Below are 13607 nucleotides of genomic sequence, written 5' to 3'. Positions count from 1 at the left end.
ACTGATTGTCGATGGTGCTCTGCCGAGGCGTGCAGCGATCGATCGGATCGATTCGCCTGCAACGATCGCGAGCGATATCTCTTCCCTTTCGAACAAAGTCAAGGCTGTCGCGGACCGGCACCGTTCCGGCGGCCGAATGCCACCCGTTTTCACCAAAATGTTTTGGATCGAAGTGTGCGGCCGGTCAAACAGTTGGCCAATCTGGTGAAGCGTCCAACCTTCCTTCCATCGCTCCCACATCAGCGCCTTCTGGCTGTCGGTATAGTAGTTTCGTGTCCGGTACTTCATCTGCAACACTCCGTCTGCTCACGCAGTTCTCAGTGTGTTGCATCGACCGGTTGAATCCGCCCTGCAAAGCCGTCCCTGTCGACGGCCGCTTCAGGCTGGCTACTGTCGTCCAACTTTGGCGGTCCAGTGACCGTTGACGTCGATTGCCGCCGCACCCCTTTGAAATTACTTGTCTAGGTTGGCCTTGAGCTCTTGCGACGCCTGCGCTATCGCGCTGCGGGGCGCCGGCAGGTGGCTGAACCCGTTCGACAGCCCAAAATCGTGAATCATGCCGTTGTAGCGCACCGACTTCACGTGCACGCCCGCAGCGTCGAGCTTGCGTCCGTAAGCTTCGGCTTCATCGCGCAGGACATCGAATTCGGCGGTCTGGATCAGCGTCGGCGGCAAGCCCTTGAGCTGCTCGGTCGTCGCTTGCAGTGGCGAAGCGTAGATATGCTTGCGTGCCTCGGCGTCGGTCGTGTAATTGTCCCAGAACCACGCCATCAAGTCCTTCGTCAGGAAGTAGCCGTTGGCAAACTGCTTGTACGACGGCGTGTCGAAGTTTGCATCCGTCACCGGACACAGCAATACTTGTGAACGCAGTGCAGGTGTGCCCTTCTCGTTCGCCATCAAGGCAACCACGGCGGCTATGTTGCCGCCCGCGCTGTTGCCTGCGACGGCGAGGCGTTTGCCGTCGACCTGGATCTCCTTGCCATGCTCGGCCACCCATTTGGTCGCGGCATAGGCTTGCTCGATGGCGACGCCGTACCGCGCCTCCGGCGACAGGGTGTAGTTGACGAAGACCGCCGCCGCGCCCGAGCCTGCCACCAGGTCACGCACCAGCCGTTCGTGGGTCGGGAAGTCGCCCAGTACCCAGCCGCCGCCATGGAAGTACATGAACGCGGGCAGGGTCTTCTGCTGGCTGCCTGTCGGGCGCACGATGGTCAGCTTCAGGTCGCTGCCATTGACGTGGATCGTCTTTTCGCTGACGTCAGCCGCCGGCAATGCCACCTTGGGGGCAGCCTGCGCGCCCGTCAGCGCGGCGCGGGCCTCGGCCGGCGTCATGGTATCGAGCGTCTTGCCGCCTTCAATGGATTGCAAGAACTTTGCGACGTTGTGTTCGACGCCCGGCAGGCTGGCTGCAGAAACGTTACCAACCGCCAGGGTCAGGGCGGAAAGGGCGAGAGCGGAGGTGAGGGTGTTCACGGTATTTTCTATTCAGTGACGGCAGGCAAAATCAGTTGTGGGTCTCGGTTTAGCTGTGCAGAGGGCTGCTCAAGGCGCCACGTGGGTTTGGAAAATCTTGCTGACCACTGTCCACTGGCCACCGACCTTCAACAGATGGAAGAAGTCGGTGAACGAGATGCCCGACATATCGTTTGCGTCGATGCGGGCGCTGGCTGCCGTACCGACGATCTCGATGCGGGTGATCGCGGCCGTAGCGTCAGGCGACGGACGGAAATCCTTGTCGACACCCTCGAACAGGATAGCAATCGCGCCACCGGTCAGCTTGCCATCGGGGCCGACGCTGTACATCGTCGCCTGTGGGCTGAAGGCGGACTTCATGATGCTGCTTTTGGCCTGCTTGCAGCCTTCGATGTACTTGTTCAGTACTTCGGAGATGGCTTGGTAGTCTTGCACGTATGTCGGTTTGCTCATGGTTTTTCCTTGGTTGGCCTGGCTGGCCTGGGGGCGGGTTGGCGCGTCTGCGGCTTGGGCAGTTGTGCCCATGCCGACAGTGATCGCCGCGAAAATCAAAGTCTTGATAAAGGTCGTTTTCACTCGTTTACTCCTGATAAGAGTCGCAATGACTCGTCGATTCCAAATCGGATATTGGGTCGGCAACCAAGCTGCTCAGTCGACCAGAGCAGGCCAGTCGGTGTAACCCTTGGCGCCGTTGCCGTAGTAGGTTTCACGGGGGGCAACAGCCAGTTCAGCGCCCGTTTTCAAGCGATGCACCAAATCGGGATTGGCAATGAACGGACGGCCAAAGGCGACGGCATCGACCTTGCCTTCCAGGCGGCGATTCACCGCCAGGTCGAGGTCGTAGTTGTTGTTGCCGATATAGGGACCTTTGAACAGTGCGCGCAATGCGTCGAGGTCTATGCCTGTGGGCACGGAACGCGAGGTGGCCGTGGCACCCTCGACAAAGTGCATATACGCCAACTGGAAGCGATTCAGCTGCTCGATCAAATGGCCATACGTCTGCATGACCTGGCTGTCCAGAGGCGTGTTGCCTGCGTCCGGCGTTACAGGGGAGAGCCGAATGCCGACGCGGTCGTGGCCCCAGACCTCGACCACTGCCGCAGTGACTTCCAACGGGAGCCGGCTGCGATTTTCGATGGAGCCGCCATATTCGTCATTACGCTGGTTGGTCGAATCGCGCAGGAACTGGTCCAGCAGATAGCTGTTGGCCGAATGCACTTCCACGCCATCGAAGCCGGCGCGTTGTGCGCACTCCGCGGCGTGCCGGTATTGCTGGATGATGCCGGGAATCTCGGACGTTTCCAGTGCGCGCGGCATCGAGACATCCAGCATTCCATTTTCGGTATAGGTTTGCCCTTCTGCCCGAATCGCCGACGGTGCAACCGGGGCTGCCCCGTCCGGCTGCAGGTCCACGTGTGAGAAACGACCCACATGCCACAGCTGGCACACGATAAGGCCCCCGGCTGCATGCACCGCGTCGGTCACTTTTTTCCAGCCGGCGACCTGTTCGTCCGTCCAGATGCCAGGCGTCAGGGCATAGCCCCGTCCTTGGGCGGAGATATTGGTCGCCTCGCTGATGATCAGGCCCGCGCTGGCCCGCTGTGCGTAGTAACGGGCATGCATTTCGTTGGGCACGCCATCAGGGCCCATGCGGCTGCGTGTGAGCGGCGCCATGACAATGCGGTTTGCGAGCTTCAGCGCGCCCATCGCCACTGGCGAAAAAAGACCGTTGAAAGAACTGCTGAGCGTCATTTTTTATTCCCTTCGGCAACCGGGTTGCCTGATGAATTGATGTGATGTCGGAAGTATGGAGGCCGGCGATAATGACGTAAATAGTCATAAGCAGACATACGGTATGAACAAAAAGCTCACAATCCAAGATGCGGCCCATGCCGGTCGTACGGGAGCGGCGCCCGCCTCGCCACCGGTGCATCTCCCTGGGCTATTGACTTTCGAGGCGGCGGCTCGGCATTTGAACTTTGCCCGGGCTGCAGCAGAACTGGGCGTCACGCCAACAGCGGTGTCGCGCACCATCAAAACCTTAGAGGCGCAATTGAAGGTCCGGCTGTTCAATCGCACAACGCGCAGCGTCAGCCTGACCGAGGCGGGTTCGTCACTGAATTCGAGAATGGCACCCGCGCTTGCACTGATCAGAAACTCCGTGTCAGAAGCTTTGCTGGCAACCGATCAGCCGTCCGGCACCGTGCGTGTCAATTCCTCATACGTGGCTTACCGTATGTTGATCGAGCCCCATGTGGAAGCCTTTCTGGCGAAATTCCCGTTGATCCATGTCGAGATATCGTTAGACAACCTGCTCGGCGATATCGTCAGTGCCGGCTTTGACCTCGGCATACGGATGGGCAAGAAAGTGCAGAACGACATGGTGGCCATGCAACTGGGAGCGGAGCAAAAAAGAATCGTGGTGGCCGCCCCGGATTACTTCCAAGACCGAAAGGAACCGACCACCATCGATGATCTGCTGCACCACAACTGCATTCGGCAACGCTATTCCGTTGGAGGCCGGTGGTATGAATGGAAGTTCGATTCAGAGGGTCAAACGGTTCAAATCGACGTGCAGGGGCGCCTTTTATTTGACGAAATGAGGTCTGTCGTGGATGCGGCTGTACAAGGGCTCGGTATCGGTTTCGTACTCGAGGAGTTTGCGAAACAGGAGCTGGCCAGCGGCCAGTTACGGCAGATTCTGAAGCGGCACAGCGGGATGGACGACGCGTTTCATCTCTACTATCCACATCGCAAATACATGCCAGGAAAGCTTCGTGCTTTTGTTGATTTCATGCTCAATGCCAACAAAACGTAGTCGTTCTGATTTGGTGGTGCCCATTGCAGCACTGGTAGTGCTGCTGAAGTAGGGGTACCCAAACAAGATCAGACAGCGCGGCCGTCGTAGTGCTGTACTGGGATGGACGCCAGGTCCAGCCCCTCCAGGCAGCGGATGTTGACCGCGGCCATGCGGTTCCCCTTGGGGTCGCTGCCTTCACCAAACGGGTGGATGCCGCAGCTGGCGCAGAAGTGGTGGCGGATCACGTGCTTGTTGAACAAGTAGGTGCTCAGGTCTGCCTCCGGCGTCAGCAGCTGCAACTGCTCGCGCGGCACGAACCACATCAGCGAACCCTTGCGCACGCAGATCGAGCAATTGCACTCCATCGCGCCTTGGATTTCACCCTCGACGGTGAAGCGAATCTTGCCGCAGTGGCAGCTGCCTGTGTAGACCATACATTGACTCCAGTTTCAGGGCATGACGATGACCATCCAGGATACGCCGAACTTGTCGGCCACCATGCCGAAGCTGGAGGCGTAAAAGGTCTTGCCCAAGGGCATCTGCACCTGGCCGCCCTGGCTCAGTGCGTTGAACAGCTTTTCGGCATGCGCGCCGTCCTTGGCGTCCAGCGACAGCGAGAAGCCTTTGAAGCTGGCCGGCTCGGTGCTGTTGCCGTCCGAGGCCATCACCACCGCTTCGCCGACGCGCATGCTGGCATGCATGATCTTGTTCTGGAAGCCCGCGGGCAGCATGCCTTCGGGGCAGGGCTCGGGGCTCTCGGCGTAGCGCATCTGCATGGTGACCTCGGCACCCAGCGCCTCGGTGTAGAAGGCCAGGGCCTCTTCGCAGCGGCCGTTGAAGAACAGATAGGGTTGTACTTGCATAAAGTCTCCTGTGGGGCGTGGAGAGCATCCACAGCAGCCATGCTAGAGGCTATGTCGGGCAGCGTCTACACCAGGATGTAAGCAGAGGTTCTGGCTGCAGCGTGCTACATAAATAGTAGCTTGCTGCGCAGGTTTTATCTGCGCCAGAGGCCGGTTTTATGTAAATTTTTCAATCGAACTGCAGCCCACCATTCAGGTCCAGCACTTCGCCGGTGATGAAGCCGCTGAGCGGATGCGCGAGGAACAGCACGCTGTGGGCCAGCTCTTCCAGTTCGCAGAAGCGGCCGACCGGGATCTTCTGCCGCAGCTCGGCCTGGCGCTCGGCGCTGACCTGCTCGGTCAGCATCTGGGTCTTCACGAAGGTCGGGGCCAGCGCGTTGCAGGTGACGCCAAACGGCGCATATTCGCGGGCGAAGCTGAAGGTCAGCGAGATGATGCCGCCCTTGCTGGCCGCATAGGCGGGCAGCGGTGACAGGCCGCCGGTTTTGGCGCCGTACGAGGACATGTTGACGATGCGGCCAAAGCCGCGCGCCTTCATGCCCGGCGCCACCCGCTGGCTGACGAAGAACACGCCGTCCAGGTTGATGCGCAGGGTCTTGTGCCAGAGCTCGGGCGTGGTCTGTTCGCAGTTGGCGTACTGCAGAAAGCCGGCGTTGTTGACGCACACGTCGATGCGGCCAAAGTGCGCCTCGATCTGGTCGCAGGCGGTCTGCACCTGGGCGTAGTCGCTCACGTCCATGACGAAGCAGGCCAGGCGGTCGCCATGCGCGGCCAGGGTGCTGGCAACTTGCTCGGTGTGCAGGTCGGTGGCGGCCACGCGGTAGCCGGCCTCCAGCAGGGCGCGGACGGTGGCCAGGCCCATCCCGGCGTTGGCGCCGGTGACGAGGGCGACCTGGTCTTTGATAGGGGGTGTGTTGTTCAGCATAAAGAGGGCTCGGGTTGGTGGAAATTCAGGATGCGAGGCTGCTGCGCAGCTCGGCCAGTGCGGCGGCCACGCTGCCGGCCTGGATGCGCTGCAGCCAATAGGTCACGCGGGCGGTCCATTGCGGGTTGTGGGGCAGGTCGGTACCCCAGACGGATGGCAGGGCCAGCACGGCTTGCACCGTGGCTGCAGCGTCGCCGCGGTGCTGCTGTGCCAGCGCCTGCAGCGTGGCGCCCAGCGGGTCCGAAATCGCATACGGCTGGCCGGCATCGTCTTCGGCCTGCAGGTAGCGCAGCCATACCGCGCTGGCAAAGGCCAGGGGCTCGACCGGTGCACCGGTGGCGAGGCGGGCCTGGATGGTCGGCAGCCAGCGCAGCGGAATCTTCAGCGAGCTGTCGGAGGCGATCTGGTGCACCTTGTGGCGCAGGTCGGGGTTGGCAAAGCGTGCCAGCAGGGCGTCGCGGTAGGCCGGCAGGCCGGGGCGCTGCAGCTGCGGCATCACCACCTCAGTCATCAGGTGGTGGACGAACCAGTGGATGTCCGGCTGGGCCACGCAGTCGGAGACGGTGGGCAGGCCCATCACCGCGCCCATCAGCGCGATGGCGGTATGGCTGCCGTTCAGCATGCGCAGTTTGGCTTCTTCGAAAGGCAGTACCTCCTGTACTACCTGCACGCCGGCGGATGCCAGCAAGGCGGCGTCTTGCGGGGCTACGAAGTTGTCTTCGATCACCCATTCCCAGAAGCCCTCGGTGCCCAGCGCGCAGGCGTCTTCCAGGTCCAGCACCTGGGCGGCGTCGGTGCGGTGCTGCGCGGTGGCGGCGGGCACGATGCGGTCGACCATGCTGTTCGGAAAGCGGCACGCGAGGTCTATCCATTGCGCCAAGCCCGGGTCGGTTTTCTGCGCCGCGTCCAGGCACAGCCGGCGCAGTTTGTGGCCGTTGCCGGTGAGGTTGTCGCAGGACGCGATGGTCAGCCCGCCCAGGCCGGCCGTGCGCCGCGCCGCCAAGCCCTGGACCAGCAGGGCGGCCAGCTCCGGCCCATAGGCTTTTTCGGTGACCGTCAGCGTGATCCAGCGGGTGTTAGGCGCGGCGATGGCGGCCACCACCTGCTGCGGTTCGCGGGCGGCCACACAGGTCTGGCGCAGTGCGCCGACCACCTGCCAACGGCGACCCTCGGCGCTGGCGATCTGCACCGAATACAGGCCGTCCTGTGCGGCCAGCGCATCGGCGAGCTCGGTGCTGCGCATGGCCACGCCCAGCACGCCCCAGCGCGGGTCGCCAGCGGCGAGCAAGGCGTCGAACACCACTGCCTGGTGGGCGCGGTGGAAGGCCCCCAGGCCGAGGTGCACCACGCCGATCTGCTGGGGGCTGCGGTCGTACTGCGGCAGCTGGAGTTGCGCTGTGGAGGAGGGCAGGGTAGCGAGAGAGGCTTGGGAAAGTGCGCGCATGGGTTGTTGGGCAGAGCGAAAAAGAAGCCATTGGACAACTGGACCAACCAATTAGCCCATAGTGGTAAACCACTAAACCAAATTATGGTTTACCAATTAATATTTGGTCCAACCACTTTGGGAAAAACCATGGCACTGCAACTGATCCAACCCAGCGACGATGGCTCGGCATCTCAGAAAACTGAAAAGATCGGCTCGGACCGCTCTTACCAGCGTCTGGCGGCGCAGCTGCTGCTGCTGATTGCCCAGGGCGAATTCAAGCTGGGCGAGCGCCTGCCGTCCGAGCGCGCGCTGGCCGAGCGCTTTGACGTCAGCCGCACCTCGGTGCGCGAAGCCATGATTGCGCTGGAGCTGCAGGGCGTGGTCGAAGTGCGCGGCGGCTCGGGCATTTACGTGACCCAGACCAGCGGCACCGGTAGCACCAGTGCCGCACCGGCCTATATGCCCGAGACCGGCCCCGGCCCCTTCGAGCTGCTGCGCGCGCGCTGCCTGATCGAATCGGAAATCGCCTCGGTAGCCGCTGAAACCCGCAAGGACAGCGACCTGGACCGGATCTTCACGGCGCTGACCGATATGCACGACAACATGGACGACAAAGAGGCCAATGAAGCGGCGGACCAACTGTTCCACCTGCGCATCGCCGAGTCCACCGGCAACAGCGTGCTGCTGCAGATGGTGACCGCTATGTGGGCCCAGGCCCGCGGCCCGGTCTGGACCAAGATCGAACACCACTTCCACACCCCTGATCTGCGTATGGCCTCGCATGCGGACCACCAGCGCATCTTCAAGGCCTTGCTGGCGCGCGACCCGATTGCAGCCCGCGCCGCCATGCGCGCCCATCTGGAACGCGTGATCGGCGAGTTTGCCCAAGCCTGGCGCTAGGCCTCTCGCGCACAGAACAACAGGAGACAACATGAGATTCAAGCCCTTGCATTCCACGCCCGCCCGCCACTGGCTTGCCGGCCTGTTGCTGGCCGCAGGCAGCTCCGCGCTACTGGCCCAGGCCCCGCCGGCCCCGGGCGCCAGCCCACGCATCGATGCCATCCAGAAGGCCGGTGAGCTGCGTGTCGGCGTGCTGCAAAACTCGCCCTGGCTGGTGGAGAACACCACCGGCAATGGCGCAGCCTGGAGCGGCCCGGCCTGGCTGCTGGCCACCGAATACGCGCGCTTGCTGAAGGTCAAGCTGCAGCCGGTTGCCGTGTCGCATGAAACCAAGGTGCCGGTGCTGGCAGCGAACCAGGTCGACATGACGATCAGCCCGCTGGGCGAAACCCCGGAACGCCTGAAGGTGGTGGACTTCGTTATTTATTCGAGCACCAGCGTCTGCATGTTCGGCCGCGCCGGCAACGAAAAGCTGGCCAAGGTGAATTCGGTGGACGACCTGAACAGCCCCGACATCACCATCGCCTATTTCACCGGCGGCGCCGAAGAAAACTGGGTCAAGGAGCGCTTCCCCAAAGCCAAGCTGCGCGCCGTGGCCAGCTCGGGCGCTACCGCGCCGGTGGAAGAGATCATGGCCAAGCGCGCCGACGCGGCGCCGATCAACCGCGTGCCCTGGGTCAATCTGAACCAAAAGGTCAAAGGCCTGGTGGTCTATCCCAAGGACAACAACTGCCAGGGCAGCCAGGAAAAGGCCTCGCCCGTGGGCCTGGCGGTGGACAAGAACCAGCAGGTGTATCTGGACTGGCTGCGCCAGGTAGAAAAGACGCTGCAGGCCACGCTCACGGCGGACGAAAAGCGCGTCATCGACAACATCAAGTGAGCTGGTTGCGGTCACGCACCCAGTAAGCCGCGGCGCGGGACCGCGATGGCTTCCCGCATCCACACATCTATCGGAGACACAACATGCAGAACATCACTGTCCGCCTTGGCGCGGCCAAAATCATCGCCGCAGCCGCGGTACTGGCTGCCACTTCAAGCGTCGCCCTGGCCCAGACCCCGCCCGCACCGGGTGCCAGCCCGCGTATCGATGCGATCCGCAAGGCCGGTGTGCTGCGCGTCGGTGTGGTCAATAACCCGCCCTGGCTGGCGCAGAACACCACCGGTGAGGGCGAACCCTGGTCTGGTCCCTCGTGGCTGCTGGGCAAGGAGTTCGCCAAGCTGCTGGGCGTGAAGATCGAGCCAGTGCCGGTAAGCCATGAAACCAAGGTGCCGGCGCTGATCGCCAACCAGATGGACATCATGATCGGCCCGCTGAACCAGAACGCCGAGCGCTCCAAGATCATCGACTTCGTGACCTTCTCCAGCACCGGGGTCTGCATGTTCGGTCGGGCCGACAACCCCAAATTCACCAATGTGAAGACGCTGGAAGAATTCAACAAGCCCGAGATCACCATGGCCTACTTTTCGGGTGCTGGCGAAGAGCCCATGGTGCGCGCCCAGTTTCCGAACGCCAAGCTGCGCGGTGTGACCAATTCCGGCTCGGTGGCCCCCATTGAAGAAGTGCTGGCCGGCCGCTCCGACGTGGCGCCGCTGAACCGCATGCTGTGGCCCAACATCAGCAAAAAGGTCAAGGGCCTGGCAGTGTTCCCCAAAGAGAACAACTGCCAGGACAGCAAGATCTTCGACATCAAGACCGGCATGGGCGTGAACAAGAACGAGCAGGTCTATCTGGACTGGCTGCGCGAAGTGGAAAAGCGCATGGAGCCCGCGCTCGCGGCCGAAGAAGTCCGCATGACCCAGCAGCTGAAGTAAGCACCGGCGCAACCTAAGGACTGCCCCATGGACGTCGACTTTTCCCCGCTGATCGACAACTGGCGCTTCTTCGCCAGCGGCTTCGGCGTCACGGTGGCACTCAGCGTGATCAGCGCCATCACCAGCTTGCTGGCCGGCCTGGTCATCGCCTTGCTGCGCCTGTATGGGCCACGCTGGCTCAGCCGGCTGCTGGTTTTCTATGTGGACACCATGCGCGCCATCCCCATCCTGGTGGTGCTGGTGTGGATCTACTTTGCATTTCCGATTCTGGCCGGTGTGACCTTTCCGCCGTTCTGGGCGGCGCTGGTCGGGCTGACGCTGCACATCGCTGCCTATGCGGCCGAGATCATCCGCGCCGGCATTGAATCGATACGCCCTGGCCAAACCCGGGCCGGCCTGGCGTTGGGCATGTCGCGGGCGCAGATTTTGCGCAAGATCATCCTGCCGCAGGCCACGATACGCATGCTGCCGGCCTTTGGCTCGGTGCTGACCATGGCCATCAAGGACACGGCCATCGCCACGGTGATCGCCGTGCCCGAGCTGATGCACCGCGCCGAGACCGTGGCAGGCCAAAGCTATAGGCCGGTGGAAGTGTTCACCGCGGTGATGGTGCTGTACTTCCTGCTGCTGTTCCCGGTGACCCGTGTGGTTGACCGCGCTTACCAAAAACTCGCACACCTGGGGCGCTCATGAACTTCGACTGGAACGTCATATGGACACACCGCAGCGCGCTGATGGAAGGCGCTGCGATGACGGTCGGCCTGACGGTGGTGACCATGCTGCTGGCCGTACCGGGCGGCATTCTGCTGGCGCTGATGCGCCTCTCAAGCAACAAGCTGCTGAACCACGTTTCGCTGGCCTTTGTGGAGTTCTTCCGCAACCTGCCGCTGATCCTGGTCATCTACTGGGCCTTCTACGTCATGCCCATGGCGTTTGACGTGCAGTTCTCGGCCTTGACCACGGCGCTGGTGGCCCTGGTGCTGAACATCTCGGCCTACAACGCCGAGACCTTCCGCGCCGGTATCAACTCGATCCGCAAGGGTCAGATGGAAGCCGCGCTGGCCATGGGCATGTCGCGCCGCCAGGCGATGTTCAAGGTGGTGATCCCGCAGGCCGGCCGGCGCATTCTGCCGGTGCTGGCCAGCACCTGGATCTCGCTGTTCAAGGACACCTCGCTGGTCTCGGTGATCGCCGTCAGCGAGCTGGCCTACACCTCCATGCAGATCCGCGCGCAGACCTTCCGCGTGCTGGAGATGCTCACCGCCATGGCCGCGCTGTACTGGCTGATGGGCTACCCCCAGGCCAAGCTGGTCGATTGGATTCACAAGAAATACGGAGTCAAGGAATGAACGCATCTATCCAAGCCGCAATGGGCGCAGCCCAACCGCGCAAGGGCGCCGACCAGCCGCCGGTGCTGGTGTACGACAACGTGCGCAAGCTCTATGGCGACTTCGTGGCGCTGAACGGCGTTTCGCTGCAGGTCAACAAGGGCGAGGTGATGTGCCTGATCGGTCCTTCCGGCTCAGGCAAGTCCACCTTGCTGCGCTGTACCAATGCGCTGGAGACGCTGAACGGCGGCCGCGTGCTGCTCGACGGCGTACCGCTGCCCACCAAGGAGTCCGAGGTGCGCAAGGTGCGCCAGCGCATGGGCATGGTGTTCCAGAGCTTCGAGCTGTTTCCGCACAAGACGGCGCTGGACAACGTGGCCATGGGCCCGATCACCGTGCTCGGCATGCCCGAGTCCGAGGCCCGGGCCCGCGCCATGAAGCTGCTGGAAAAGGTCGGCCTGGCGTCCAAGGCGCAGAACTACCCGGCCAATCTGTCCGGCGGTCAGCAGCAGCGCGTGGCGATTGCCCGGGCTTTGGCGATGGAGCCGGAAGTCATGCTGTTCGACGAGCCGACCTCGGCGCTCGACCCGGAGACTGTGGGCGAAGTGCTGAACGTGATGAAGAAGCTGGCGCAAGAGGGCATGACCATGATTGTGGTCACCCACGAGATGAGCTTCGCCCAGCGCGTGGCCAACTGGGTAGTGGTGTTCGAGAACGGCGCCATCATGGAAGAGGGTCCACCCGCGCAGATTTTTGACAACCCCACCGTGGCGCGCACCCGCGACTTTTTAGGCCACCTCGGCTGGAACGGCTGAGGCCGGCTCCCGCTCTGCATTCTCAATTTCACCACCCACACACTTATGAAAATCACCAACGCCCGCGTGATCGTCTGCAGCCCCGGCCGCAACTTCGTCACCCTGAAGATCGAAACCGACGAAGGCCTGACCGGCATCGGCGACGCCACGCTGAACGGCCGCGAGCTGTCGGTCGTCAGCTACCTGAACGACCACGTCATTCCCTGCCTGATCGGCCGCGATGCGCACCAGATCGAAGACATCTGGCAGTACCTGTACAAGGGCGCCTACTGGCGCCGCGGCCCGGTGACCATGAGCGCGATTGCCGCCGTCGACACCGCGCTGTGGGACATCAAGGCCAAGGCCGCAAACCTGCCGCTGTACCAGCTGCTCGGTGGCCGCAGCCGATCCGGCGTGATGGTCTACGGCCACGCCAACGGCAAGGACATTGAACACACGGTGGATGAAGTGCTGCGCTACAAAGAGATGGGCTACAAGGCGATCCGCGCGCAAAGCGGTGTGCCCGGCCTGGAGGCGGTGTACGGCGTGGGCAAGGGCAATATGTTCTACGAACCTGCTGATGGCAACCTGCCCAGCGAGCACGACTGGAGCAGCGAGAAATACCTGCTGCACGCGCCCAAGCTGTTCGACGCGGTGCGCCAGGCCGTGGGCCCGGACATCCATTTGCTGCACGACGTGCACCACCGCCTGACGCCCATCGAAGCCGGGCGCCTGGGCAAGTCGCTGGAACCCTTTCACCTGTTCTGGATGGAAGATGCGACCCCGGCCGAGAACCAGGACGCCTTCCGCCTGATCCGCCAGCACACCACCACGCCGCTGGCCGTGGGCGAGATCTTCAACACCATCTGGGACTGCAAGGACCTGATCCAGAACCAGCTGATCGACTACATCCGTACCACCATCGTGCATGCGGGCGGCCTCACGCATCTGCGCCGGATTGCCGACTTTGCCTCGCTGTACCAGGTGCGCACCGGCTGCCACGGCGCCACCGATCTGTCGCCGGTGTGCATGGGCACGGCCCTGCATTTCGACACCTGGGTGCCGAACTTCGGCGTGCAGGAATACATGCGCCATACCGAGCTGACCGACGAGGTGTTCCCGCACAGCTACAGCTTCAAAGACGGCTACATGCACTGCGGCGAAACCATAGGCCACGGCGTGGAGATCAATGAAGAACTGGCCGCCAAATACCCGTACCAGCGCGCCTACCTGCCGGTGAACCGGCTCCAGCACGATGGCACGCTGGTGAACTGGTAGTGCTATTT

16 protein-coding genes are annotated in these 13607 nt (G+C 62.6%); 8 read left to right on the top strand and 8 right to left on the bottom strand.

Annotated features, from left to right (window positions below; all coding sequences use genetic code 11):
• The 4 genes from BLT66_RS16790 to BLT66_RS16775 all read right to left on the bottom strand — a co-directional run.
• On the bottom strand, positions 1-288 hold a 288-nt coding region (locus BLT66_RS16790; RefSeq protein WP_143029238.1), incomplete at its 3' end, for a helix-turn-helix domain-containing protein.
• Positions 289-453: 165 nt separating this feature from the next.
• Positions 454-1473, bottom strand: coding sequence for an alpha/beta hydrolase (locus tag BLT66_RS16785; protein WP_092759142.1), 1020 nt, complete (start codon positions 1471-1473; stop codon positions 454-456).
• A 69-nt stretch (positions 1474-1542) separates the two neighbouring features.
• Entirely contained in the window at positions 1543-1926 is a 384-nt protein-coding gene (locus BLT66_RS16780) for a nuclear transport factor 2 family protein (RefSeq protein WP_092759207.1), read from the bottom strand.
• A 195-nt stretch (positions 1927-2121) separates the two neighbouring features.
• Positions 2122-3225: an alkene reductase gene (locus tag BLT66_RS16775; protein ID WP_092759140.1), complete on the bottom strand. Its 1104-nt coding sequence runs from the start codon at positions 3223-3225 to the stop codon at positions 2122-2124.
• A gap of 103 nt (positions 3226-3328) precedes the next feature.
• On the opposite strand from BLT66_RS16775, the gene BLT66_RS16770 reads away from it, so the two are divergent.
• Positions 3329-4291, top strand: coding sequence for a LysR family transcriptional regulator (locus BLT66_RS16770; RefSeq protein ID WP_092759205.1), 963 nt, complete (start codon positions 3329-3331; stop codon positions 4289-4291).
• Between the two features lie 68 nt (positions 4292-4359).
• On the opposite strand, the gene BLT66_RS16765 is transcribed toward BLT66_RS16770, so the two are convergent.
• The 4 genes from BLT66_RS16765 to BLT66_RS16750 all read right to left on the bottom strand — a co-directional run bounded on the left by BLT66_RS16765 (position 4360) and on the right by BLT66_RS16750 (position 7505).
• Entirely contained in the window at positions 4360-4707 is a 348-nt protein-coding gene (locus BLT66_RS16765) for a GFA family protein (RefSeq protein ID WP_092759138.1), read from the bottom strand.
• Between the two features lie 15 nt (positions 4708-4722).
• Positions 4723-5136, bottom strand: a complete 414-nt coding sequence (locus BLT66_RS16760) for a VOC family protein (RefSeq protein WP_092759136.1) — start codon at positions 5134-5136, stop codon at positions 4723-4725.
• A gap of 169 nt (positions 5137-5305) precedes the next feature.
• Entirely contained in the window at positions 5306-6061 is a 756-nt protein-coding gene (locus tag BLT66_RS16755) for an SDR family NAD(P)-dependent oxidoreductase (protein WP_092759134.1), read from the bottom strand.
• 25 nt (positions 6062-6086) lie between these two features.
• Positions 6087-7505 (bottom strand): mannitol dehydrogenase family protein, encoded by a 1419-nt coding sequence (locus tag BLT66_RS16750; RefSeq protein WP_092759132.1) that lies wholly within the window; start codon positions 7503-7505, stop codon positions 6087-6089.
• Positions 7506-7634: 129 nt separating this feature from the next.
• Between BLT66_RS16750 and BLT66_RS16745 the strand changes: the two genes are divergently transcribed.
• The 7 genes from BLT66_RS16745 to manD all read left to right on the top strand — a co-directional run bounded on the left by BLT66_RS16745 (position 7635) and on the right by manD (position 13599).
• On the top strand, positions 7635-8387 hold the full coding sequence (locus BLT66_RS16745; RefSeq protein WP_092759130.1) for a FadR/GntR family transcriptional regulator: 753 nt from the start codon (positions 7635-7637) through the stop codon (positions 8385-8387).
• A 31-nt stretch (positions 8388-8418) separates the two neighbouring features.
• Complete coding sequence (locus BLT66_RS16740) at positions 8419-9267, top strand: substrate-binding periplasmic protein (RefSeq protein ID WP_092759128.1); 849 nt, start codon at positions 8419-8421, stop codon at positions 9265-9267.
• 83 nt (positions 9268-9350) lie between these two features.
• Complete coding sequence (locus BLT66_RS16735) at positions 9351-10199, top strand: transporter substrate-binding domain-containing protein (RefSeq protein WP_092759126.1); 849 nt, start codon at positions 9351-9353, stop codon at positions 10197-10199.
• A gap of 27 nt (positions 10200-10226) precedes the next feature.
• The gene (locus BLT66_RS16730) at positions 10227-10892 is read left to right on the top strand and encodes an amino acid ABC transporter permease (protein WP_092759124.1); all 666 of its coding nucleotides are present in this window, start codon (positions 10227-10229) and stop codon (positions 10890-10892) included.
• Entirely contained in the window at positions 10889-11548 is a 660-nt protein-coding gene (locus tag BLT66_RS16725) for an amino acid ABC transporter permease (protein WP_092759122.1), read from the top strand. The genes BLT66_RS16730 and BLT66_RS16725 overlap by 4 nt, the downstream gene beginning before the upstream one ends.
• Entirely contained in the window at positions 11545-12342 is a 798-nt protein-coding gene (locus tag BLT66_RS16720) for an amino acid ABC transporter ATP-binding protein (RefSeq protein ID WP_304442141.1), read from the top strand. Before BLT66_RS16725 ends, BLT66_RS16720 begins: the two co-directional genes overlap by 4 nt.
• 45 nt (positions 12343-12387) lie before the next feature.
• The gene (manD, locus tag BLT66_RS16715; protein ID WP_092759118.1) at positions 12388-13599 is read left to right on the top strand and encodes a D-mannonate dehydratase ManD; all 1212 of its coding nucleotides are present in this window, start codon (positions 12388-12390) and stop codon (positions 13597-13599) included.
• Positions 13600-13607 lie beyond the last annotated feature (8 nt).

Source organism: Rhodoferax sp. OV413 (assembly GCF_900104385.1).
Taxonomy (GTDB): Bacteria; Pseudomonadota; Gammaproteobacteria; order Burkholderiales; family Burkholderiaceae_C; genus Rhodoferax_B.
This window is presented reverse-complemented; position numbering and strand designations above follow the sequence as displayed.

What these genes read in the sequence shown, in the direction of transcription:
- BLT66_RS16740 (WP_092759128.1), top strand. Translation starts at nt 8,419, where the DNA reads ATGAGATTCAAGCCCTTGCATTCCACGCCCGCCCGCCACTGGCTTGCC.
- BLT66_RS16725 (WP_092759122.1), top strand. Translation starts at nt 10,889, where the DNA reads ATGAACTTCGACTGGAACGTCATATGGACACACCGCAGCGCGCTGATG.
- manD (WP_092759118.1), top strand. Translation starts at nt 12,388, where the DNA reads ATGAAAATCACCAACGCCCGCGTGATCGTCTGCAGCCCCGGCCGCAAC.
- BLT66_RS16735 (WP_092759126.1), top strand. Translation starts at nt 9,351, where the DNA reads ATGCAGAACATCACTGTCCGCCTTGGCGCGGCCAAAATCATCGCCGCA.
- BLT66_RS16750 (WP_092759132.1), bottom strand. Translation starts at nt 7,505, where the DNA reads ATGCGCGCACTTTCCCAAGCCTCTCTCGCTACCCTGCCCTCCTCCACA.
- BLT66_RS16720 (WP_304442141.1), top strand. Translation starts at nt 11,545, where the DNA reads ATGAACGCATCTATCCAAGCCGCAATGGGCGCAGCCCAACCGCGCAAG.
- BLT66_RS16755 (WP_092759134.1), bottom strand. Translation starts at nt 6,061, where the DNA reads ATGCTGAACAACACACCCCCTATCAAAGACCAGGTCGCCCTCGTCACC.
- BLT66_RS16775 (WP_092759140.1), bottom strand. Translation starts at nt 3,225, where the DNA reads ATGACGCTCAGCAGTTCTTTCAACGGTCTTTTTTCGCCAGTGGCGATG.
- BLT66_RS16760 (WP_092759136.1), bottom strand. Translation starts at nt 5,136, where the DNA reads ATGCAAGTACAACCCTATCTGTTCTTCAACGGCCGCTGCGAAGAGGCC.
- BLT66_RS16780 (WP_092759207.1), bottom strand. Translation starts at nt 1,926, where the DNA reads ATGAGCAAACCGACATACGTGCAAGACTACCAAGCCATCTCCGAAGTA.
- BLT66_RS16730 (WP_092759124.1), top strand. Translation starts at nt 10,227, where the DNA reads ATGGACGTCGACTTTTCCCCGCTGATCGACAACTGGCGCTTCTTCGCC.
- BLT66_RS16770 (WP_092759205.1), top strand. Translation starts at nt 3,329, where the DNA reads ATGAACAAAAAGCTCACAATCCAAGATGCGGCCCATGCCGGTCGTACG.
- BLT66_RS16765 (WP_092759138.1), bottom strand. Translation starts at nt 4,707, where the DNA reads ATGGTCTACACAGGCAGCTGCCACTGCGGCAAGATTCGCTTCACCGTC.
- BLT66_RS16745 (WP_092759130.1), top strand. Translation starts at nt 7,635, where the DNA reads ATGGCACTGCAACTGATCCAACCCAGCGACGATGGCTCGGCATCTCAG.